Source organism: Arthrobacter sp. fls2-241-R2A-200 (genome assembly GCF_030209745.1).
Taxonomy (GTDB): Bacteria; Actinomycetota; Actinomycetes; order Actinomycetales; family Micrococcaceae; genus Arthrobacter.
Genome location: NZ_JARVRJ010000005.1, coordinates 238138 through 258486, shown reverse-complemented (window position 1 = coordinate 258486; position 20349 = coordinate 238138). Strand labels below are relative to the sequence as shown.

The 20349-nt window shown below is 62.6% G+C and carries 24 protein-coding genes; 16 read left to right on the top strand and 8 right to left on the bottom strand.

The genetic code is table 11. The features are described from left to right. From QRN42_RS06745 to QRN42_RS06730, 4 genes are all read left to right on the top strand, one after another. Positions 1 to 1413, top strand: a complete 1413-nt coding sequence (locus tag QRN42_RS06745) for a sensor domain-containing phosphodiesterase (RefSeq protein WP_284978489.1) — start codon at positions 1 to 3, stop codon at positions 1411 to 1413. 138 nt (positions 1414 to 1551) lie between these two features. Continuing rightward, positions 1552 to 2685 (top strand): GGDEF domain-containing protein, encoded by a 1134-nt coding sequence (locus QRN42_RS06740; protein WP_350224863.1) that lies wholly within the window; start codon positions 1552 to 1554, stop codon positions 2683 to 2685. 36 nt (positions 2686 to 2721) lie between these two features. Further along, the gene (locus QRN42_RS06735) at positions 2722 to 2850 is read left to right on the top strand and encodes a hypothetical protein (RefSeq protein WP_284978488.1); all 129 of its coding nucleotides are present in this window, start codon (positions 2722 to 2724) and stop codon (positions 2848 to 2850) included. A gap of 64 nt (positions 2851 to 2914) precedes the next feature. Continuing rightward, the gene (locus QRN42_RS06730; protein ID WP_284978487.1) at positions 2915 to 3076 is read left to right on the top strand and encodes a DUF4236 domain-containing protein; all 162 of its coding nucleotides are present in this window, start codon (positions 2915 to 2917) and stop codon (positions 3074 to 3076) included. Positions 3077 to 3354: 278 nt separating this feature from the next. Here the strand turns inward: QRN42_RS06730 and QRN42_RS06725 are convergent, their stop codons facing one another. Together QRN42_RS06725 and QRN42_RS06720 are read right to left on the bottom strand one after the other, a co-directional pair. Beyond that, positions 3355 to 3495 (bottom strand): hypothetical protein, encoded by a 141-nt coding sequence (locus QRN42_RS06725; RefSeq protein ID WP_284978486.1) that lies wholly within the window; start codon positions 3493 to 3495, stop codon positions 3355 to 3357. A gap of 216 nt (positions 3496 to 3711) precedes the next feature. Beyond that, complete coding sequence (locus QRN42_RS06720; RefSeq protein WP_284978485.1) at positions 3712 to 4725, bottom strand: isopenicillin N synthase family dioxygenase; 1014 nt, start codon at positions 4723 to 4725, stop codon at positions 3712 to 3714. A 689-nt stretch (positions 4726 to 5414) separates the two neighbouring features. On the opposite strand from QRN42_RS06720, the gene QRN42_RS06715 reads away from it, so the two are divergent. The 7 genes from QRN42_RS06715 to QRN42_RS06685 all read left to right on the top strand — a co-directional run bounded on the left by QRN42_RS06715 (position 5415) and on the right by QRN42_RS06685 (position 10891). Then, positions 5415 to 5777: a hypothetical protein gene (locus QRN42_RS06715; protein ID WP_284978484.1), complete on the top strand. Its 363-nt coding sequence runs from the start codon at positions 5415 to 5417 to the stop codon at positions 5775 to 5777. 47 nt (positions 5778 to 5824) lie between these two features. Beyond that, entirely contained in the window at positions 5825 to 8185 is a 2361-nt protein-coding gene (locus QRN42_RS06710) for a galactose oxidase-like domain-containing protein (protein WP_284978483.1), read from the top strand. Continuing rightward, positions 8182 to 8751, top strand: a complete 570-nt coding sequence (locus tag QRN42_RS06705; protein WP_284978482.1) for a hypothetical protein — start codon at positions 8182 to 8184, stop codon at positions 8749 to 8751. The genes QRN42_RS06710 and QRN42_RS06705 overlap by 4 nt, the downstream gene beginning before the upstream one ends. Positions 8752 to 8925: 174 nt before the next feature. After that, positions 8926 to 9381 (top strand): hypothetical protein, encoded by a 456-nt coding sequence (locus QRN42_RS06700; RefSeq protein ID WP_284978481.1) that lies wholly within the window; start codon positions 8926 to 8928, stop codon positions 9379 to 9381. A 218-nt stretch (positions 9382 to 9599) separates the two neighbouring features. Beyond that, a complete protein-coding gene (locus QRN42_RS06695) occupies positions 9600 to 9995 on the top strand; it encodes a hypothetical protein (protein ID WP_284978480.1) in 396 nt (131 codons plus the stop codon). Positions 9996 to 10043: 48 nt separating this feature from the next. Further along, positions 10044 to 10505: a GyrI-like domain-containing protein gene (locus QRN42_RS06690; RefSeq protein WP_284978479.1), complete on the top strand. Its 462-nt coding sequence runs from the start codon at positions 10044 to 10046 to the stop codon at positions 10503 to 10505. A gap of 179 nt (positions 10506 to 10684) precedes the next feature. Next, complete coding sequence (locus tag QRN42_RS06685; RefSeq protein ID WP_284978478.1) at positions 10685 to 10891, top strand: DUF4177 domain-containing protein; 207 nt, start codon at positions 10685 to 10687, stop codon at positions 10889 to 10891. A gap of 17 nt (positions 10892 to 10908) precedes the next feature. Here the strand turns inward: QRN42_RS06685 and QRN42_RS06680 are convergent, their stop codons facing one another. The 5 genes from QRN42_RS06680 to QRN42_RS06660 are packed head-to-tail and all read right to left on the bottom strand — an operon-like array spanning position 10909 to position 14425. Then, positions 10909 to 11541 carry a nucleoside/nucleotide kinase family protein gene (locus QRN42_RS06680; protein ID WP_284978477.1) on the bottom strand — a complete coding sequence of 211 codons (633 nt, stop codon included), beginning with the start codon at positions 11539 to 11541 and terminating at the stop codon, positions 10909 to 10911. A gap of 49 nt (positions 11542 to 11590) precedes the next feature. Then, positions 11591 to 12352 carry a dienelactone hydrolase family protein gene (locus QRN42_RS06675; RefSeq protein ID WP_284978476.1) on the bottom strand — a complete coding sequence of 254 codons (762 nt, stop codon included), beginning with the start codon at positions 12350 to 12352 and terminating at the stop codon, positions 11591 to 11593. A gap of 34 nt (positions 12353 to 12386) precedes the next feature. Beyond that, positions 12387 to 13154 (bottom strand): SCO1664 family protein, encoded by a 768-nt coding sequence (locus QRN42_RS06670; protein ID WP_284978475.1) that lies wholly within the window; start codon positions 13152 to 13154, stop codon positions 12387 to 12389. Next, positions 13154 to 13708 (bottom strand): DUF3090 domain-containing protein, encoded by a 555-nt coding sequence (locus tag QRN42_RS06665; protein ID WP_284978474.1) that lies wholly within the window; start codon positions 13706 to 13708, stop codon positions 13154 to 13156. Before QRN42_RS06665 ends, QRN42_RS06670 begins: the two co-directional genes overlap by 1 nt. A gap of 24 nt (positions 13709 to 13732) precedes the next feature. Next, positions 13733 to 14425 (bottom strand): histidine phosphatase family protein, encoded by a 693-nt coding sequence (locus QRN42_RS06660; RefSeq protein WP_284978473.1) that lies wholly within the window; start codon positions 14423 to 14425, stop codon positions 13733 to 13735. Positions 14426 to 14597: 172 nt separating this feature from the next. Between QRN42_RS06660 and QRN42_RS06655 the strand changes: the two genes are divergently transcribed. From QRN42_RS06655 to QRN42_RS06635, 5 genes are all read left to right on the top strand, one after another. After that, positions 14598 to 15632, top strand: a complete 1035-nt coding sequence (locus QRN42_RS06655; protein ID WP_284978472.1) for an AAA family ATPase — start codon at positions 14598 to 14600, stop codon at positions 15630 to 15632. A 311-nt stretch (positions 15633 to 15943) separates the two neighbouring features. Next, positions 15944 to 17071 carry an alcohol dehydrogenase catalytic domain-containing protein gene (locus QRN42_RS06650; protein WP_284978471.1) on the top strand — a complete coding sequence of 376 codons (1128 nt, stop codon included), beginning with the start codon at positions 15944 to 15946 and terminating at the stop codon, positions 17069 to 17071. A gap of 154 nt (positions 17072 to 17225) precedes the next feature. Further along, positions 17226 to 17771: a hypothetical protein gene (locus tag QRN42_RS06645; protein WP_284978470.1), complete on the top strand. Its 546-nt coding sequence runs from the start codon at positions 17226 to 17228 to the stop codon at positions 17769 to 17771. Between the two features lie 87 nt (positions 17772 to 17858). Then, complete coding sequence (locus QRN42_RS06640; protein ID WP_284978469.1) at positions 17859 to 18449, top strand: hypothetical protein; 591 nt, start codon at positions 17859 to 17861, stop codon at positions 18447 to 18449. A gap of 168 nt (positions 18450 to 18617) precedes the next feature. Beyond that, a complete protein-coding gene (locus QRN42_RS06635; RefSeq protein WP_284978468.1) occupies positions 18618 to 19910 on the top strand; it encodes an aggregation-promoting factor C-terminal-like domain-containing protein in 1293 nt (430 codons plus the stop codon). On the opposite strand, the gene QRN42_RS06630 is transcribed toward QRN42_RS06635, so the two are convergent. Then, positions 19911 to 20345 (bottom strand): arsenate reductase ArsC, encoded by a 435-nt coding sequence (locus QRN42_RS06630; RefSeq protein ID WP_284978467.1) that lies wholly within the window; start codon positions 20343 to 20345, stop codon positions 19911 to 19913. Positions 20346 to 20349: the final 4 nt, after the last annotated feature.

Genomic DNA, 20349 nt, shown 5'->3' with positions numbered 1-20349 from the left:
ATGCCTGAGGAGCGGCTTGGCTTTCGGCGCCATCAGGGTGTTTTGCCGGGGCGGCTGGGACGGTGGCTGCTGGTTTTGATCGGACTCGAAGCCGGGGTGGCCGTGTCGATCAGTGTTCCTCATCTCTTTGGGGATGAACCGTGGATGGTTTTTGACGATTCCTCGTGGGTTCTGTACCTTCTGGCGCTGGCACTCATTCCCGTCGTCCTCTGGGCGGCCTCGGCTCTCGTGCGCCAGCAGCAGCGGGAGCGGGGTGAAGCATTCCGAATGGCACGGCTGATCGATACGATGTCGACCGCGAGCCGGGAATGGTTGTGGGCTACCGGGCCAGACGGGCGGTTTATCTTTTGCAGTCCGGCGTGCCGGGATTGGACTGGGTATGATTCTGCCGAGCTGGTGGGCCGGCACTTCAGCCTGGTGATTGCTGGTGATGATTTGGCCGCGGCGGTGCGAGATAGGGTTGCCAGTGAGTCTGAGGACGGCTCATGGTCCGGCCTTGAATCAGTTTGCCGGCGGAAGAATGGCACCACCGTTGTTGTAGAGGTTTCCGGCAGCCCGTTGCGCGACAGCGCGGGGAACGCTGTTGGATTCGAAGGATCGGCCAGGGCCGTGTCACCTCATGTCGTGGCAGCGACGAAGGTCCGGGGGCGGGTCGAAGCTATGATCGCGGATCATGCACTGCTGACTGCATTCCAGCCCATCAGGTCGTTGGATTCCGGATCCGTTATCGGTGCCGAGGCGCTCAGCCGTTTTCTTAGCTCACCGGGAAATTCTCCGGAAGCGTGGTTTGCAGAGGCTGAGTCCGTCGGGCTGGGACTGGAACTTGAAATAGCTGCCTTGGAAACGGCACTGTCCGCGGCCCGGGGTGTTCCCCCGTTCGTGTATGTGGCGTTCAATGTCTCACCCGGTCTTTGCCTTGACCCGAGACTGGTGCAGTTACTCTCAGGTGCCGGGGTCCCTGCGCGGCGAATCGTGCTGGAGGTGACTGAGCGCCATCCCGTGTTGGACTACGGGCCGCTCGCCGCAGCTCTGTCCGGACTGCGTCGGGACGGGATACGCATAGCGGTGGATGATGCCGGTGCCGGGTTCGCGTCCATGCGCCATATCCTGCAGCTCAAGCCTGACGTGATCAAACTAGACCGAAATATTATCGCTGGCATCGACTCGGACCTTGGCCAGCGGGCACTCGGAGCGGCGATGGTCGGATTCGCCACCCAGATCGGTGCCGTGCTGGTCGCCGAAGGCATCGAAACCTTCCAGGAGTTAGAGGCTGCCGCGGATCTGGGCATGAGTGCAGGCCAAGGGTTCCTGCTGGGTCGACCCACCGTCAGGCCCGAGGACTGGACCAGCTGGCGCGAAAAACCGGCCCTGAAGGGACGGCCTTGGCGTGCCAACGAAGCAGCCGACGGATGAAGCAGAAGGTGCTGCCGGCTTTCCTGAAGTGCCGGCATTTGACTAGGCGGTTTTCAGTCCTGCGCCTCTGGATTCCGGGCGTTGGGTGTGTGCATACTGGTTTTCCGGGCCACCCGGATCTGGGTTTTGGGAGCAATTTTGGACACTGCAACGCTGCGCGTCGCCTTCGGAGCGATCGCATTGACGCTGTTTCTGCTTTTTTATGGAGTCATATACCGCCGGACCCGCGCTCCCTACAGTGGGTGGTGGTCCTTGGCGCTGCTCCTGTTCCCCTTTGGCGCGGCCGGATACCTCTTGGACGGTACCACCCAACAGGTTTGGGCGAACCCTGCGGCGAACTCACTTTTGGTCGCAGGCGCAGCCAGTGTCTGGGCAGCGGCACGTTCCCTCAGCAAGGCCTCACCCAAACGGTGGCTGATCCTGCCTGGCCCGGCCGTCACAGCGGTGGCATCCGCGTTGGATCATCCGGCCTCAAACGACTGGGCCGGGGGACCGGTATTCCTTGGCCTGATGTGCGTGTTGTTCGCTCTTGCGTATCGTGAGGTGCGCTCACCGCCGGCAGAGTACGCACACATCCAAGTGCCCTTGGCGATTGCGGCAGGGTTCTTGGCCGCCTACTATTTGGGCCGCTGGGCCGCGTTCCTGGCAGAGGGGCCCCACGGCGCGGTGTTCGTCCAGTTTTTCGGTTCCCAGCCAACGACGTTCATCACCATGTTGCTCCTTGTCGTCGCTTCCTTCAGCATGGCCGCGCTCAACAACGAAGAGGTGGCAAAAGACCTGCGGATCCGGGCCAACAGGGATCCACTGACGGGGCTCCTCAACAGAGCCGGGTTCCTCGATCTGGCGGCCGGGCAAATACAGCGGACCAACCGGTTGGGACGCCCGGCCTCACTCATCCTGGCAGATCTTGACCACTTCAAAACAGTCAACGACACGTATGGGCATCCGGCCGGGGACCTGGTCCTTCAGGCGTTTGCCGCGGCCTGTAACGCCGAAGTCCGCTCTGGTGATCTCGTCGGGCGGTTCGGTGGTGAGGAATTTATTATCCTCCTGCCAGGAACTGGTATCGACACCGCCAAAACCATCGCAACACGGATAAGCCGCACCCTTCAGGCAACAGATACAGACTCCCGGCACCCGACGGTCAGCTACGGGATAGCCTCCGCCGGAACAGGCACTGCCCGGCTTGAGGCGATGATAGAGGCCGCGGACGCCGCCCTTTACCGTGCTAAATCCCAAGGCCGAGACCGCGTCGTCCATGCAGCGGACTGAGGCACGTATGGGCGCGGAGCACCTGAAGGCATCGGAATGCGCACTGTTTCGGGCATCCTCGAATTACCCGTCGTCCGTCAGTTCACGCTGGATAGCATCAATAGTGCCCAGAACGCGGAGGCCGTGCGGCAGCAGGAAACCGACCCGGTGTCATCGATCACCTGAGATCCTAGGACCCGCCGCGCTCATCAGGTTCAATAGGCAGTACCAATAAGCAGAGGGGGAGCCCATGGGCCTAATTTTCCGTAAAACCATCAAGCTCGGCAAGAAGACCCGCCTGAACGTTTCCAAATCGGGCGTCTCCGCATCCCGCAAGGCGGGACCGCTTACCGTCAACAGCCGCGGACGGATCACTATCCGTCTCGGCAAAGGCCTCACCTGGCGCCTCTAGCAGTATCCTCTGCGGATCACCGTGCCCGCTCGGGGACGTGTGCAGCTTTAGCCCACCTGGCCGGCGGCCAGAGGGCTTCCACCGGAGGCTTTGGACTGCCGCTCGAATCTCCGATAGAAGGCTGCAGCCGAGTGTCCGACCAGTCACCCGATCAAGCAGGCCTGTCTCCGTTCGAATCCTGTCATCCCGACGTTAGGGCGTGAACGCTGTCTGCGGATCAAGCCCGGCCGCTTCCAGGATGGCGGTGGCGAGCGCGACGGCGTCGACGGTGCGGTACTTCACCGCGCCGTCATTCCGTCGGACTGGTCGATCTGGATGCATGGCAGGTCATCCTTGATGATCGGCCGCCACATGGTGAGGGTATCCTCCGGAATCGTCGCGCTGGCAAGGGTGTCAACGATAAAATCCTCGGCTGCCATTTGTAGTCCGTTTCCTCGTCTGAAAATGGAGAACAGTGTAAGCACCATGGCCCCGGGGGAGTCGCGCACTTCACGTTGCAGCGATGGGGCTGAAAACAGACGTGCTACGCCGGTGCGCAATAACGTCGACCCAAAGCCGAGGTGGGAAAACCATACATTTCGAAATCGTGTCCCTCAGGCAAGCGGCGCAGCCTGCTAACTGCGGATCTTGTGCTCTCAGGCTGTGGCAAGGTCCGGGTGTTGGTGTGCTGCCACGTTCGGGTGCGCCCTAAGTCGGTAGCGGAGGGCGTTGTCCCCGTAGGTTTCAAGGATGGGGCTGTTGGTCGGGTCAACGGACAGGCCGCGGGCCTTGGTGTGGAATTCCGGGTTCATGGCGAGTTGGGGCATGCGCGCGTCCAGTGCGGGGTTGTAGAAGAAGGGCAGGGAGATTCTGTCGGTGCCGCGCGCGGGGGAGATGACGCGGTGAAGGGTTGCTTTGAGGTAGCCGTTGGTGGCGAGTTCCAGCATTTCACCGATGTTGACGACGAACGTTCCAGGTACTTGTGGTGCGTCGATCCACTGCCCCTGGTATTCGACCTGGAGGCCGCCTTTGCCCGGTTCAACGAGGAGTAGTGTCAGCACGCCGCCGTCGCGATGGGACCCCACCCCCTGTTTCGGTTCATCGCCGGATTCTCCTGGGTATCGGACGATTTTGAGCATCGGAAAGGCCTTGTCCCCGAACGCTGCGTCGAAGCTGTCCTCAGGTGCTCCGAGGGACACGGCAAGCGCCCGTAGGAGGTTCATGGAGATGGCAGCGAGCCGCTCGGTCCACTCGGAGACGATGTCCTGCATCTCGGGAAGCGCCGTCGGCCAAAGGTTGGGTCCTTCCAAGAGACTGTAGCGGGGAACACCTGGCCCCGGTTTCACAGCGTCGCGTTCGACGCCGATGTCGATCTGCTCGCGCCAGTCCACGGCGCGGTCGGTGATCTCAGCGCCCATGCGGGTGTACCCGCGGAATTGAGGGCTGTGGATGTTCTCGACCTCAAGCTTTTGTTCCTCGGGCAGGTTGAAGAACCGGCGGGAGATATCGAGCATGGAGTCGGTGAGTTCTTGGGGGACGCCGTGCCCGGCGAGGTAGAGGAAGCCCACATTGTGCATGGCATCGCGGAGATCGTCCCGGAACCGGGAGGCTTCCTCTGGCCCTGCGCTCAAGCGGGAGTAGTCCAGAACGGGCAGTGATTCGAGTGACAAGGTCCTATAGTCCTTTGCAGCGAATTTCGGAAGAATATGTCGCGGTTGCTACCAACATTACGCCCGGCCGTTCAGGGGGTCTTGTTTACATGTCGAAATATGTCAATCCAAAGGGTATTCAGCTGGTCATGCCCTGTTGCGCTACGGCTTTCCCCCGCCTCAGCCGGAGACAGCGGCAGCTCTTACGCCTGGCCACCCGTACCTGGCTCCACGCAAACTTCCATTGCTGGGACCGCTTACGGACAGCTATTCTTCGAGTGTGGAATCGACCGTGGCAAGTTAGTTCTTTCCCACCCGCCGACGTACCCAGCCCGGCGTTTTGCGCGGCATGATTGCCGCCGTCAGGGGTCACCCGTGCCGCTTACCGAACGCATGGTCTCCGCCCTATGGGCGATGCGTTTCTCTGCAGAATCGTGAGGAGATCACCGTGTTCGTAAGAGTCCTTGTTCAGGCGTTTGAAGCCGTTCCCAACGCCTGCGGCACCTGACTGCACGCGTCAGAGGGCCGGTGCGGTTCTCGATCCTTCCCGCAGGCGTTTCCCATCCTGAGAGGTCAACGGGAAGCTACTGAGTTCCTGTCAATATATTCACGCTCAGTAATGAAGCCACGTTCGTTGCGTCGAATCTGACGCCTTGGTTTTCCCTTACGGATCCTGACCTGTCACGGCCAGTCGCATCAAAGGACCAATCATGCAACGCATCTTTTCCTCACGGCCCCTCGCGCTACTGGCGAGCTTATCCCTTGCAGTCGCAGGATCCGTCCTGAGCCTGCCCGTGGAAGCCCCGGCCGCCGCAGCAGCAGCACCTCTGGCCACGGACCGGATTGTCAGCACGCACCAGAGCACGCCTTCGACAAAAATCGTCTCGCCCGCCTTCACTACGAGCCAGGCGAACGAGCTCCTTATCGCCTTCGTCATGTCGGACGGCCCTCGTTCCACGGGCGAGTCTGTCTCATCGGTCGTGGGTGGCGGCCTCTCTTGGCGGTTGCGCGAGCGGACCAACGCCCGGCCTGGCACTGCGGAGATTTGGCAGGCCGTCGCGCCGACGTACTGACGAACGTCACGGTCACGGCCACTTACGCGGGCTCGTACCAGTCGTCGATGACTGTTGTCACATTCGTCGGCGCGGATTTGGCCACCGACGGCGCCGTCGGAACAGGGAGTGCCGTTACGGGGGCGCCCAGCGCTTCCCTGACCACTACCCGGGCGGGCTCATGGGTCTGGGGAGCGGGAAACGACTGGGACAAAGCGATCGCCCGGACAGTCGGCGTCGGACAGACAAAGGTCGATGAGTACCTCTCAAGCCAAGGCGATACATACTGGGTCCAGCGCCAAAGCACAACGACGACGGCGGCACCTCCTGCCGCCGTGGCGATCAATGACACAGCACCCACAACCGACCAGTGGAACCTCTCCCTCATAGAAATTCTTCCGGCCTCGCCCGCAACAGGTGACACGACAGCGCCACAGATCTCTGCCGTCTCTGCCGGCACGCCCAGTTCCAGCGGGGCAACCATCACCTGGACCACCGACGAAGCTTCCAGCTCGCAAGTGGAATACGGCACAACCACGGCATATGGCCAGAGCACGGTTCAGAATTCCACGCTACAGACCACGCACTCGCAGGCACTGTCAGGGCTTTCGGCCGGCACGCTGTACCACTACAGGGTGAAATCGGCCGACGTGGCAGGCAATCTTGCCGTCTCGGGCGACGCGACGTTTACCACAGCGAACGGGTCCAGCACGGACCCGTCAGTGGTCGGCTCGTGGGGCCCTGTCGTTCCATGGCCGGAGGTGTCCATTCACGCGGCACTGACACCTACCGGCAAGGTTCTCACCTGGCAGGGCGACTTTTCCCAAGGCGGCCAGCAGTACCTGCTCGATCCCGTGACAGGCAGCTACACCCAAGTACCGAGCGCAGCCGCCGATCTCTTCTGCGCAGGGCAAGCGGTCCTGTCGGACGGCCGCATCCTCGTCGTAGGAGGGACGGCGACACAAGGTGGACTGGGTATCCGCGATGTAACTGCCTTCGACCCGGCCACGGAAACCTGGCAGACCCTGGCGCCCATGAATCACCCACGGTGGTACCCGACAGCGACGACGTTGGCCGACGGACGCGTCCTGGTGACCTCGGGTTCCAACACCAGCTCGACAGACATCGTGCCCGTCCCGGAAGTCTATTCACCCACAATGAACTCGTGGACCGACCTGACTGGCGCGAGCCGGAGTATCCCGTATTACCCCTTTATGTATCAACTGGGCGACGGCAGTATCCTCCAGGCGGGAGCGTCCGAACAAGCCACCTCGAGCCTGGACCTCAATGTGTCCACGCAGCAATGGGCCACCGTGGACTCCCGCGTCCTGGACGGTGCCTCGATCGCGAACTACGCGCCGGGCAAATTCATCAAAGCCGGATCCGCCTCGGATGGGGGATTCACGGGGCAGTCCACTAATACCGCCTACACCTTGGACATGAACGGGCTAAACCCGGCATGGCAGGCGGCAGCCCCCATGGCGTTTCCCCGGAGCTTCGTGAACTTGACGAACCTTCCGGATGGCACAGTCCTTGCGACGGGAGGCGGAACCGACAAATCGGGTCAGGATGTCACCAAAGCTGTGATGCAGGCCGAGGTCTGGCAACCGGCCACGGGAGCGTGGAGCACTGTGGCGTCGATGTCAGCTCCCCGCCTGTACCACTCGGTGGCCGTCTTGCTTCCGGACGGTCGGGTCTTCGTATCCGGCAGCGGCGGGGACGCCGGGGTTGCGGACCAGAAAAGCTATCAGATCTACTCCCCGCCGTACCTCTTCAAAGGCCCGCGGCCGAGTATCTCCAACGTACCGGGCAGCGCCCAGTACGGTTCGACGGCGTTCATAGGAACACCTGACGCGACCCGGATCCAATCCGTATCCCTGATCAAGACGGGATCCGTGACCCACGCCTTCGACCAGAACGCGCGGGCCATGAGCCTGAGTTTCTCGCAAGCCTCCGGTGGTCTCAACGTACAGATGCCCGTCAACGGCAACTACGCCCCTCCGGGGTATTACCTGCTCTCGATCGTTGATGCCAATGGTGTTCCGTCCACAGCCGGCATGATCCGGTTGTCGGCGCCCAGCCAGGACACAACCCCGCCAACGGCGCCGGTGGGTCTGGCGGCCTCAGCATCTGCAGGACAGATCGCCTTGACGTGGACGGCCAGCACGGACAACGTGGGAGTCACCTCGTACCGGGTCTCTCGCGACGGAACCGCGATTGGGACCTCGCCGTCGACCAACTACACCGACAGTTCCGTGGTCGCCGGTACGACCTACACCTACACGGTCACCGCTCTCGACGCGGCAGGCAATGTCAGCCCGCCGTCGAACACCGCCACGGCGCAAGCCGTCCCAATGGAATCACGATCGATAAGATCGTTTCCGCCCACCAAGGAACCAGCACGACGACGATCAGCACACCGGGCGTGACAACCACCGGCTCCAACGAACTCATCCTTGCCTTCATAAGTTCGGACGGACCGAATTCCGCGAATTCAGCCCGCATCGCCGGCGTTGCCGGCGCGGGGCTCACCTGGACACTCCGACAAAGAACCAACACGCAACCAGGCACCGCTGAGATCTGGCAAGCCGTTGCCCCCGGCCCGCTTTCGAGTGCGACCATCACCGCCACTCAGGCCTCGGGCAGTTGGCAGGCAGCCATGACGGTTGTCGCCTTCCGCGGGGCAGACACCGCAACCGGAGCAATACTTGGTTCGAACGCCTCCTCGGGCGCGCCGACGGCCACCCTCACCACCACCAGAGCCGGGTCCTGGATCTGGGGCGTGGGCACCGACTGGTCCAATCCGATATCCCACGCGCCGGGGTCGAATCAGACCCTGGTCGACCAGTATCTGGCGCCAGCGGGAGACACGTACTGGGTCCAACGACAGAACTCCACCACTCCGACGACCGGCACGCCTGTGACGATCAACGACACCTTCCCAACATCGGACCAGTGGAACCTCGCGAGCATTGAAGTTCTCGCCGCGCCCTAGCTCTGGGCTCGTTCCTAGTTCCAACCGTCCGCCAAGGACCTGACCGGACCAATTTCAATCAGGTGACCTATGCCACCCCGCGGACCTCTTCCACGAGCCAATGCGGCGCGTTGACGTTCCACGAGCTTGGGGGTAACCTCGGCGCCAAGCTGGCGCGAATGGATCACTGCACGCGTGGCTTACAGAGACGGGGAATTGGTCATGCAACAGGCGTATCGGATTATCTGTCACATCATCGCCGCTTGTGTCGTCATTCAGGCTGCCGCCATTGCCTGGGCGACGTTCACTATGGGCCAATATGTACAAGACGGCAAGCCCATCACTGACAGTACGGACTTCGCGGGTTTCGACGTCCATCAGGTTGTGGGCCAGTTCGTCATCCCACCGTTGGCCCTCGTGCTGTTGCTCATTGCTTTGATCGGCAAGCTCGGTGTCAAGTGGTCGGCGTGGCTGCTACTGGTCGTCGTGATTCAGGTCGCCCTAGCTTATGCATCCTTCGCCGTTCCCGGTCTGGGGATCCTGCACGGCATCGTCGCATTCGCCGTTCTGGGGCTGGCCGAAGTCGCCGCCCGTTCCGTCGGCGCACCATCCAGTCACTCCCGGGCAGCACAAGCTGGCCCCGCGACGTAGGTCCAGCGGTAGCACGGGACCCGTGCCGATCCTTTGAGGCCGTGCACTTGAGACCCAAACCCACGACCCACGACCCTCGACAACCGACCCATCATTCTGGAATGCGCGCCGTTTGGTTGACCGCCGCAATGATCCTTGGCGGGGATGGGGGATGACGCCCGGGTGGAGCCAGGCGATGCTTGCAAGCCAGGCACTACTGATAGAGGATGTGATCCATCATGTCTGACGACGACAAAATCGAAGTCCGCTGGCGGTCGGAACCTGAGGAGCAGGATTATCCGGGTGCCACTGACTACTTGTCCCTTTTGGCGTCCGATGAAGTGGTGGCCTCCGTGGTCCTGGCGCTCAAGGGCGCGCCGATACAGCACCGCAAAGCAAAGGACATTCTCAGGGCGGCGCGGCTGGTACTGCTTCCTGAGGACAACGCCCACGTGGCGGCTGACTTGCAGAAGATAAAGGATGGCAAGAAGCTGTCGCCTATTCTCATGGTCAGGGGCGACCTGGCCCGGGGTATCCCGGCGCAGGTGGCTGACGGCTACCACCGGGTATGTGCAAGCTACTACACGAACGAAAACACCGATATTCCGCTAAAACTCGTTGACGTGCCGGGGTAACCCGGCAGGCCTAGTTGCTGGCAGATCCCCTCGGTCTACACTCCAGTCATGACGGTCCCTATCGACGTGCACGTTGTTTTCCCCCGCAAGCTGGCCGCGGTCCGGCGCGTGGTCGCCCCCGGTGAGGTTGGCTCGGCATGGGGGCCAGCGGTGGGACAGGTCTGGAATTTCATCCGCAGCCAGCCGGGCCTCTGGTCGAACGGCCATAACATCTTCGTGTACCACCATTCGAATGAGCCGGGCGCGACCATCCTGTGCGAGTTCGGCGTTGAAGTCACGCGTACCTTCGAAACGGCGGGCGAGGTCTACGCGACCGAAACGCCAAGTGGTGAGGCTGCCGTGGCCATCCACCGCGGGCCGTACGACCGGCTGAACGAGACGTACAACGCGATCGACGAGTGGATGGCGGGGAATCGTCGGGAGCCTGCCGGGCACTCATGGGAGATCTACGGAGATCCAACGCCGGATCCAGCCCAGACTGAGACAACAATCGTGCGACTCCTCAAGTAGGAGCCAACAGGCCGTGCCCACTGTGCCTGGAGCCCGCCACCCGTTGAAGATGACAGGTTCTCCGGGCCGGAACTGGCTTGCAGCATTACCCTCGACGCGCCGTGACTCCCACCCGGGCGGAGCTTGCACTGTCCATTAGCATTGCTGCCAATTGACCAACGAGACAAGGAAGTCGTTTCATGCACTATGTCGTCCTGCAGGTGATCCTTAAAGAGAAACTATTGGGAACTGGTTCGGGCAACCTGACCGCCCTTGAAAAAACGATCAACGACCAAGTCGCGAAAGGCTACCGTCTCCACACCATCACTACAGCGAGCAGCGGTAGTAAGGGGCTGGGCGGCGGTGACCGCATCCAGGCAACGATGGTTTTCGAGAGCATTGGTTAGTCGCTCAGCAGTTGTTTCTAGTCCCACCTGACCACGAGGTCCGCCCGCTCCTTCGTCGTCTCGATATACCGCGCGTTGTTTTCATCGGACCCATGTGCCCATGCTTCCGCGGCGGCCGGCTCCATTCCGGCGTCGATGTGCCGCTGAATGAGGCGTGACATGCGTTTTTCCCGTTCCGTCTCAACGAACCAGACCTCATCCAAGTAATTGCGAACTTTGTCCCAAGGCCTCTGATTGCTGAGGAGGTAGTTGCCCTCGGTGAGGACGTATGCCGTTGACGTGGGAATTGCTATGGACGCTGCGATGGGCTCTTCGAGGCCGCGGCGGTAAGCAGGCGCGTAGACGAGCTCTTCATCGGTGTTCCTGAGACGTTCCAGTATGGAAAGGTAGCCACCGACGTCGAACGTGTCGATGGCTCCCTTCCGGGCGCTGAGCGGCGTGCCGCTAATGATGGCGTTGGCGAGGTGGAAACCGTCCATGGGCACGACGGCGCTCTCCTCGCCAAGCTCCTGACGCAGAAGTTCGGCGAGCGTGGACTTGCCCGAACCCGGAGAGCCGGTAATCCCGATGATCTGACGCTTTCCCGCGACGGACCGGCCGCGGAGGCGGTCAGCCAGGTTTACGACGTCGCCCGGAACGATCAGCTGCACTGGCGCTCTCCCACGCCAGGGGACAGCGTAGCGCGGTGAAGCCCTAGCCTCATCGAATGGAATCGCCCTTGAGCGTGCCGTCCAGCAGCGCCTGCAGCTCCCGGAAATGCCGTTCGGTGGCTTCGTGGTGGTAGGCGGAGGTGTCGGCCATGGTGTAGCCGTGAGAGGCGCCCTCATAGATTGTGTTGGAGGCGGTGAGCCGGGCTTCATCGAGGGCCTGGCCCAGACGCGACACTGCGGCCGGATCCATGCTGGGATCATGGTCGGCGTGCCCGAACACGAATTGTGCCCGTGCATCGCGCAGGCCCAAGTGTGGACTGTCAGACGCGTCGGTTGCCAGGCCCCCACCATGGAAACCACCGCATGCGGCTACCAGCTCGGGGTGAGCGGTGGCGGTACGGACGGCGAGCCTGGCGCCCATGCAGTATCCGGTGGTGCCAATGGGGCCGGGGCGCACGCCGTCGAGTTCTGTGATGGCGGAAACCCATGCCTGAATGTCCGGCAGCGCTTTGTCCGGCGTCAGGCGACCTACCCGGGGGAACGCAGCCTTGCCGGCGGCTTCCCTGCCCTCCTTGGTGGACATATCCAAGGTTGGGGCGAGGTCTTTGATGGAACCTTCACGGTAGAACACGTTCGGCGCCATGACCACATAGCCCCAGTCCGCAATGCGCTGGGCCATTTCTTCGATGCGGGGGCGCAGACCAAACGCGTCCATATAGAGAACGACGCCGGGAAAGTCACCTGTCCCGGTGGAGGGGCGGACGACTAAGGCTTCTGCGGTGCCGCCGGGGGCGGGAATGTCAATAAGCATGCGTTTACACTATCGGAGCCACCCCGGGAATTCCCTAGAACAACGGCCAGGGCACAGCTGGCATTTCACCGCTCGGGGCAGGAAACCGCCCCGTCAGACGCAACCGGTCGCAGCGCGCATGGAGGGCTGCGATTTCTCCAGCGCTGAGCAAGCCAGCCAGCTTTCGGCCCAACTCGCCATTTAGTTCTTCAGTGACACGATCGATGCCGTCGCATTCCTCGGAGGTCAGAGCGTCTCCCACCCAGCCCCACAGCACAGTACGTAGCTTGTGGTCACTGTGAAAGGTGAGCCCATGGTCCACGCCGTGCCGGTGCCCGTCCGTCATGGCAAGGATGTGGTTGCCTTTGCGGTCAGCGTTGTTGACCACCAGGTCGAACACCGCCATGCGTCTCAGCGCCGGCGAGTCTTCGTGGATGAGGGCGACCATCCGTCCGTTCTCATCCTGTCCCTCAAGAACGTGTTTCCAGCCTGTCTCCGGTGCGTCCTCGGCGGCAACAAGGTCCACTGCGTTTTGGCTGGGGTCTTGCTCCTGCCAGAGCTGCACCATTCCTTCGCCCAAGGGACCACCGCGCAGCCAGGTGTGCGGCACGACGTCCCAGCCGAAGACCTCCGAAACCAAGTAGGCGGCTACCTCCCGATGGGCGAGGGTGCCGTCGGGAAAATCCCACAGCGGACTTTCGCCTGCAATCGGCTTATAGACCACCGGCACGTCGCCGATGGTGCCGAGGAAAGTGGCGTTTGAGGCCGTCGTAATGCGGCCGGTAAGCGTCAGCTCGGCGGTCACCAGGTCCAGCGCCGGCATTAGACCTCAGGAAGGGTGCAGGTGTGCCCATCGGCGTCGATGGGATAACCGCAGAGCGGGCACATGGGACGCCCGGCGTCGACGATCTCACGGGTGCGCTTGGCGAACGCGCGGGCAGTGCCGACCGGCATGCGCACCAGCAACATCTCGGGCACTTCAGCGACGATCTCGCTCAGCGGCTCGACGTCGTCATCAGTATCGACGTCGGTGAGGGGGTACGCCTCGACGACGACCTGCGCAGTGGTTGGGTCCCAGTCCAAGGTTATGGCGCCGGTGCGAAACTGCTCGTGAGGAGCCTCGAGCGGGTCATTGTCGACGAGTTCAACAGGAGTTCCCGTAGGAATGCTGAAAGGGTTGCCGTCAATGGTGATGAGCTGGTCGAGAATTTCGTCAATCTTCTCCGCGAGTAAGGCAGACTGCTGCTTTTCGAGGGCAATACTCACGATCTGCGACCCTGCGCGCACCTGCAGGTAGAACGTCCGCGCCCCGGGAAGGCCAATAGTGCCGATGACAATCCGATCAGGCCAGGCAAACTCGTGAACGCGTGTAGGCATGTCAGTATTTTAGGCACATGGAATTCATGGCGTCTTCTGCCCTGCACCGCCGCCCACGGCCGCATCGCCAGAACTCATGCCATTCGACAACCACGACAAATCACCCGCTTCGGTGTTGATCGCGTAGACGCTCGGCCGGCTGGCGCCGTAGTGAACGATTGATACGGAGGCCGGGCTCACGTTGATTCGCTGGAACAAATCCAAGTGCATCCCGAGCGCGTCGGCGAGGATTGACTTGATGACGTCACCGTGACTCACGGCCACCCACACGGCCCCTCGCCCGTTGGCGGCTTCGAAAGCGGCATCGTGACGCCGAATGGCAGCCACGGAGCGTGCCTGCATCCCGGCCATGGATTCACCACCCGGAAACACGACGGCGGACGGCTGAGTCTGCACCATCGGCCACAATTCCTCGGTCGCGAGATCGCGGAGTTTACGGCCCTGCCACTGGCCGTAATCGCATTCCGTGAGATCGGGATCCACCGGCGCGTGCGGCGTGCCGGTCTGACGCTCGAGGATGAGTTGCGCGGTCTCCTGACAGCGTTCCAGGGGGCTCGAAACCACCCCGGCTACGGGCACGGACGCGAGCCTGTCTCCGGTCAAAGCCGCCTGCTCGCGTCCGACCTGGTCCAGGCTGACGCCGTCCGCCCGACCGGCCAGCAGTCCACTCGCGTTGGCTGTGGTGCGGCCGTGCCGCACGAGAATAAGTGTCGCCATCCCCCCAGCCTAACCATTCGGGCATTCGCCTGGCCCCAGGACCCGAGGACCCAAGACCCAAGCGCTCTACGAGCAGCAGCTCAAACAGACCTGAACGTCGGAGACAGCCCACCGTGAGAAACTGCTGCCGCCGACCAACCCCCGGGCGGGTATCGAGTACTACAGTTGACCTATGGCTGCCAGCCGCAATCCGCTTGATGACCTGCGTGAAACCATTGGCCACCTGGCCAACCAGCTCAAGCTGCCCGGTGCCGAGCGGGTCGATGACCTGATGGGCGATCTCATCGGTGCCAGGCCCGGCCCTGCCCGGCCGCTGTCAGAGGTTCAGGCCGAGCTCGACGCATTGGTGGGGCTGGAGACCGTGAAGGAACAGGTGCGGGCCCTCGTCGCATTGCTCCAGGTCCAAGCGCGGCGTAAGGCCTACGGCCTGCCGGAGGTGGCCACATCACAGCACCTGGTGTTCCTCGGAAATCCGGGCACGGGCAAGACGACCGTGGCGCGGCTACTGGCGGAAATGTACCGCGCGGTCGGTCTGCTGCAGAAAGGCCACCTGGTCGAGGTCGACCGTTCGGGCCTGGTGGGGCAATACGTCGGGGCGACGGCGATCAAGACGGACCGGGTCATTCGGCGTGCGCTGGACGGCGTGCTGTTCATTGACGAGGCCTACGCACTGGCCCCCGAAGACGGCCGGATGGACTTCGGCCCCGAAGCGATCGAGGTCCTGCTCAAGCGGATGGAGGACCACCGCCATCGGCTTGTCGTGATCGTGGCCGGGTATCCGCGCCTGATGGAATCCTTCCTGCTCTCCAACCCCGGACTGCGCTCCCGGTTCGCCCGCGAGATCACGTTCCCTGACTACTCCGTTGACGAACTCCAGACGATCTTCCAGCAGATGCTGGCCCAGCACGAGTACACCTTGGAAGCGGGGGCGGAGGAGATGCTGCGCCGTGTCCTCACCGGGCTCCATGCGGGGGAGGACTCCGGCAACGCGCGGTTCGCCCGCACCTTGTTCGAGCAGGCCCTCAACCGGCAGGCCCTACGGCTATCGCTCGACGAGGAACAAAGTCTCGACGCGCTCGATCGCGACGCCGTCATGACGCTCACTGCCGAGGACATAGTGGAGGCTGCGCTCGCCTTGGGTGAAGTGCCGGAGCCGGAGCCGACGGCGGAACCGGCGCGCTCGCGGTGGTGGCGCTGGCTGGAGTGACCAGATGGGCGGGATCTTACGCAGCGAAACAGTGCAACGCTTCCTGGAACCTGCCTGAATACCTGCATTTGTTCTCGGAGTGGTATTCCAGCCGAGGCCCCGGCGGCTGACTGAATCGGCCACGCCTCCCAGCACGTCGCGGGCGAGGACCGCCGCGCACGCGCCCACGCCGCCCATTAAGGTGGCGTGGAAGGTGAGTCCAATTATTGTGGACGGGACGGGCCATAGCTGGAGCGCAAAGTAAGCAATGCCCCACATATGGCACGGAATCGGGCGGGGAAACTCGAGCAACCTCGGAAAGGAACAGACAAATGAAGATCACCGGCGCAGTTCTTGAAGAAATCGGCCGTTCTCGTCCCTTCGCTGAGTCACGGCCCATCACCATTTCGGAGCTTGAGTTGGCAGGCCCTGGCCCCACCGAAATCCTCGTCCGGCTCGAGGCCGCCGGGATTTGCCACTCGGACTTGAGCGTCGTCGACGGAAACCGGGTCCGTCCCGTACCAATGTTGCTCGGACATGAAGCGGCCGGACGTGTTGTAGAGGTCGGCTCCGAAGTCAACGATCTGCAGCCGGGCCAGCGGGTGGTCATGTCTTTTCTTCCCCGATGCGAAAAATGCGCGAACTGTGCAGAGGACGGCCGGCTACCCTGCACTGCAGGATCAAAAACAAACGCCCAGGGAGTCCTGCTGCACGGATCCGCGCATCTCACCCGCGATGGGGAGACGATCTTCCATCACCTTGGCGTTTCGGGCTTCGCCACCCATGCCGTGGTCGACAGGGCCTCCGCAGTACCTGTCGGCGACGACGTTCCACCGGAGATCGCTGCTGTCCTTGGATGTGCTGTCCTTACCGGCGGCGGGACCGTGCTGAACGCGGCCCGCCCGAAGCCTGAAGACAGCATCATGATCGTCGGGCTTGGTGGCGTGGGGATGGCCGCGCTGATCACTGCTGTCTCACAAGGCGTCTCACGCATCGTCGCCGTGGATACCCTTGACGACAAGCTCGAGCATGCCCGTAGGCTCGGTGCCCACGAAACCTACACGCCGCAGCAGTTGCTCGAGCAGGGGATAAAGGCCAAATTCGTTATCGAATGCGCAGGAAACCCCAAGGCCTTCGAAACTGCCTTCGCTGCCACCGCTGTGGGTGGGACCACCATCACCGCCGGGCTTCCCTCACCCGATGCGCGCGCTCAGATTTCTCCCATGACCATCACCGGCGAAGCCCGCACAATCATCGGCAGCTACCTGGGGTCAGCAGTACCGGCACGTGACATCCCTAAATACGCCCAGCTCTGGCGCGAGGGGAAGCTCCCCGTTGAAGAACTGATCACCACCCGCATCGCCCTGGCCGATATCAACCAGGCCATGGATCAGCTGGCGGACGGAAAGGCGGTCCGGCAGGTCATCATGTTCGACGCCGATGACGAACACCCGAGGTAAATGGCGCGGCGCGGATCGACAGGCTTCGCGAGGCACGTCCTCGGAAGCCCTCCTGTGCTTCGTAGCGGCCCAGAAGCGAGCTGCTGCAGAAGTACGTGGCTGAAAGGGAGGAGCCCACTTCCGCGTTATGAATCCATGTTTCATGATGTGGGGTATGAGCAGAATAATCGGATGGATCGCGGCGGCTGCGGTCGTGACCGTCGTCTTCTGCAGTGTGTACATTGCCTTCCAACAATCTGGCCGGAGGTCCGCTGATATTGCACCCGCAGCGGCGGCCGCGTCCGCGGTACAGATGCTCGCCACGTCTGTCCCGTCCGTCCCGCGTCTCGAATTGACCCCGGAGAGCGGGGTTTTTGTGCTTGTGTACGGCAGCGACGACAGACCCGAAGCGGGAACGGCAACTCTTCACGGCGTACTTCCAACCGTTCCGGCGGGAGTTCTCGACACGGCACGAAGGTCGGGCGCGGATGCCGTGACATGGCAGCCTGAACCCGGGCTGCGGCTGGCGGTTGTTGCCCGGTCGGCAGAGGGAAAGGTTGTAGTTGCCGGGCAATCGCTCGCCCCCTACGAGGCCACGGACACCATGGTCATGGTCTATTTGATGCTCGGATGGTTCGGTTGTGTCCTCCTCCTCGGGGCCGGGTTCGCAGTGTCAGTTGTACTCGGGCACCACCAAAGCCGGGCGTTTGGAATTCGTTAAGGCCGGGGTCGGTACGGCCCTGCCCGTGCTCCCATGGAAGAGAGCGGCAGACAATGTGCTCATCCCTACGGAAATGGAAGATCCAGCATGGGAACAGCATCGAACCAAGCCCCCGACGTCACGGAAATTCGGGCTTTCCTCTCGATTGACGACGAAGGTGACTTCGCCTATCACCAGTCGGAAGAAGCAATGCTCGCAAGTTTCGAATATGTGAGTGAGGCCGCGTGTATCATCGACCCGGCGGGCACCCAGTACCGCCTCAGCCTTGACTCGGCGCGTCGGCTTCGACTGAGTCCCGGGCTGGGCAAGGTCGACGGAAGCTGGCTCAAGCAGGCCTGGTTTACGGCGCTGAGGACGCACTCACAGGAGCACCGAGTCCGCCGCCTCCTGCCCACGGATCCGGACGCCATGCTTGCGGAATTGCTTGAAGTTCTGGCGCTGGAGCAAGGAATCCGGGAACCGGGTGCTTCGTGGCGAATCACCGCTGCAGGGGTAACTGAGATGGCCCCGACAATGGCAGAGGTTGACCGGCGTATGAGCGAGCTGCGCCACCATGAAGGGCTGCGGGTGCAGGACCCCCGCGGCCACATCTACCGGCCGGAATGGCTCCACCAGCACCTGAATCCGGGTAAGCCGTTCTATGTCGAGCTGCCAGTAACGTCCCGGAGCAACAACTAAGCGGCTAGACCGTTGTGCCACCCGTTGGCGAAGCCGAAAGTCGGGCACCGGTCATCAAAGGCACTGGAACTCCAGTTTCCGGGTACGCACAGGGATCCAGTCCTCGGAGGCACCACGCCCGGGTTCATTGCAGGATGCTGCTCGGAGCACCCAGTACAGTTTATGAATATGCTCAGGTTCAAGTTCCGGTTGAATGTGCCCACGGGCAAGGTCTGCACCGCCTGGACCCTCGCCGCCCTGATGGTTGCTGCTGCTGTGCCAATGGCAAGCGCTGACGACACTCCGCCGTCAGGGTATCCCTCGTGGGCAGATGTCCAGGCCGCAAAAGACAATGCCGCTGCCAAGAGCGCCGAGGTCCAGAAGATCAATGCGCTTCTGGACGGCTTGCAGCAGCAGGCATCCTCACTTGGGGCTGCTGCGGTCAAAGCGGGCCTGACCTACGCGCTGGCGCGCAATAACCTTGATGCGTCAACAGCAAAGCTGAGTGCGCTGAAGGATCAGACTGACAAGGCCCACGCTGTGGCAACGAAGTTAAGGCGGCAAACAGGCGCCCTGGCCGCTCAGGACTACATGAACAGCGGAGCGAGTTTGGGTCCGTTGGTGGAACTGAACGCCCTGCAGAGCCGCGATGGGATGCAGCAACTGGGCGTCATGCAGATCGTCGCGCAGCGCACTTCCGATCTGTACAACCAAGCACAGGCTGCAGAGGCTGTCGCGTCGTCACTGGATCAGCAGCAGGCAGTCGTCCAGGCAGAGAATGAGCGGCTGGCCAGCGACGCCCAGTCGAAACTTACGGCGGCACAGGCGGCCCAGTCGGCCGCCGAACAGAAGGTGGCGGAGGAGACCAAATACAGCGGTACGCTGGTGGATCAACTGGCGAGCCTGAATAACACCAGCGCAGCCGTCGAACAGAATTATCGTGCAGGGGTCCAAGCCGAGGCGGCCTACGAAGCACAGCAGGAAGCCCGCCGCGCCGCCGCAGCAGCGGCAGCCGCGCAGGCACAAGCGCAGGCGGCAGCTGCCGCGCAGGCCGCTGCGGCCGCCCGGGCTGCAGCTCCCGCCGCTCCTGCGCCCGCGCCTGTTGTCGCTGCGCCGCCGTCGTCGGACCTTAGTCCGGTGGTATTGCTGCCCAACATCCCTCAAGGGGCCGTCAACGATCCGGGCGGGGCGCAGGCCTATGCCGCGTCGCAACTGGGTGCGCACGGCTGGGGCGGTGACCAAATGAGCTGCCTGCTCAAGTTGTGGAACCAGGAATCCAGTTGGATGACCAACGCTACAAACCCCTCCAGCGGGGCCTACGGCATTGCGCAGGCATTGCCCGCAGAGAAGTACGCCTCTACTGGTCCGGACTGGCTAACGAACTACCGCACCCAGATTAACTGGGGCCTCGGGTACATTGCGGGTCGCTATGGATCACCGTGCGGGGCTTGGGGCCATGAGGTGTCCAACAACTGGTACTAATTAGGGGCGGGTCCGCCCTGTGAGCGGGCTTAGCGAAGCGATAAGGCCCTCAACGCGGGACTTGATTTCATCGCGGATTGGACGGACTGCGTCAACACCCTGCCCTGCCGGGTCTTCGAGCACCCAGTCCTCGTAGCGTTTGCCCGGGAAGTATGGGCACTCATCCCCGCAGCCCATCGTAATAACGACGTCGGACTCCCGCACAGCCTCGGTGGTGAGGACCTTGGGGATCTCGGCGGACATGTCGATGCCAAGCTCTGCCATCGCCTTGACGGCGGCGGGATTGACCTGCTCCGCCGGTTGCGAACCGGCGGAACGGACCTCGATCGCGCCGCCTGCGAGGTTGGTCAGGAACGCTGCCGCCATTTGCGAACGGCCCGCGTTGTGGACACATACAAAGAGGACTGAGGGCTTCTTGGCGGCTTCGGTGCTCATGGTG

Excerpts from the sequence above, each read along its gene's own strand:
- QRN42_RS06635 (WP_284978468.1), top strand. The coding sequence starts at position 18,618 with ATGCTCAGGTTCAAGTTCCGGTTGAATGTGCCCACGGGCAAGGTCTGC.
- QRN42_RS06710 (WP_284978483.1), top strand. The coding sequence starts at position 5,825 with ATGACTGTTGTCACATTCGTCGGCGCGGATTTGGCCACCGACGGCGCC.
- QRN42_RS06655 (WP_284978472.1), top strand. The coding sequence starts at position 14,598 with ATGGCTGCCAGCCGCAATCCGCTTGATGACCTGCGTGAAACCATTGGC.
- QRN42_RS06665 (WP_284978474.1), bottom strand. The coding sequence starts at position 13,708 with ATGCCTACACGCGTTCACGAGTTTGCCTGGCCTGATCGGATTGTCATC.
- QRN42_RS06745 (WP_284978489.1), top strand. The coding sequence starts at position 1 with ATGCCTGAGGAGCGGCTTGGCTTTCGGCGCCATCAGGGTGTTTTGCCG.
- QRN42_RS06685 (WP_284978478.1), top strand. The coding sequence starts at position 10,685 with ATGCACTATGTCGTCCTGCAGGTGATCCTTAAAGAGAAACTATTGGGA.
- QRN42_RS06640 (WP_284978469.1), top strand. The coding sequence starts at position 17,859 with ATGGGAACAGCATCGAACCAAGCCCCCGACGTCACGGAAATTCGGGCT.
- QRN42_RS06660 (WP_284978473.1), bottom strand. The coding sequence starts at position 14,425 with ATGGCGACACTTATTCTCGTGCGGCACGGCCGCACCACAGCCAACGCG.
- QRN42_RS06630 (WP_284978467.1), bottom strand. The coding sequence starts at position 20,345 with ATGAGCACCGAAGCCGCCAAGAAGCCCTCAGTCCTCTTTGTATGTGTC.
- QRN42_RS06650 (WP_284978471.1), top strand. The coding sequence starts at position 15,944 with ATGAAGATCACCGGCGCAGTTCTTGAAGAAATCGGCCGTTCTCGTCCC.
- QRN42_RS06725 (WP_284978486.1), bottom strand. The coding sequence starts at position 3,495 with ATGGCAGCCGAGGATTTTATCGTTGACACCCTTGCCAGCGCGACGATT.
- QRN42_RS06735 (WP_284978488.1), top strand. The coding sequence starts at position 2,722 with ATGCGCACTGTTTCGGGCATCCTCGAATTACCCGTCGTCCGTCAGTTC.
- QRN42_RS06715 (WP_284978484.1), top strand. The coding sequence starts at position 5,415 with ATGCAACGCATCTTTTCCTCACGGCCCCTCGCGCTACTGGCGAGCTTA.
- QRN42_RS06645 (WP_284978470.1), top strand. The coding sequence starts at position 17,226 with ATGAGCAGAATAATCGGATGGATCGCGGCGGCTGCGGTCGTGACCGTC.
- QRN42_RS06690 (WP_284978479.1), top strand. The coding sequence starts at position 10,044 with ATGACGGTCCCTATCGACGTGCACGTTGTTTTCCCCCGCAAGCTGGCC.
- QRN42_RS06695 (WP_284978480.1), top strand. The coding sequence starts at position 9,600 with ATGTCTGACGACGACAAAATCGAAGTCCGCTGGCGGTCGGAACCTGAG.
- QRN42_RS06730 (WP_284978487.1), top strand. The coding sequence starts at position 2,915 with ATGGGCCTAATTTTCCGTAAAACCATCAAGCTCGGCAAGAAGACCCGC.
- QRN42_RS06675 (WP_284978476.1), bottom strand. The coding sequence starts at position 12,352 with ATGCTTATTGACATTCCCGCCCCCGGCGGCACCGCAGAAGCCTTAGTC.
- QRN42_RS06670 (WP_284978475.1), bottom strand. The coding sequence starts at position 13,154 with ATGCCGGCGCTGGACCTGGTGACCGCCGAGCTGACGCTTACCGGCCGC.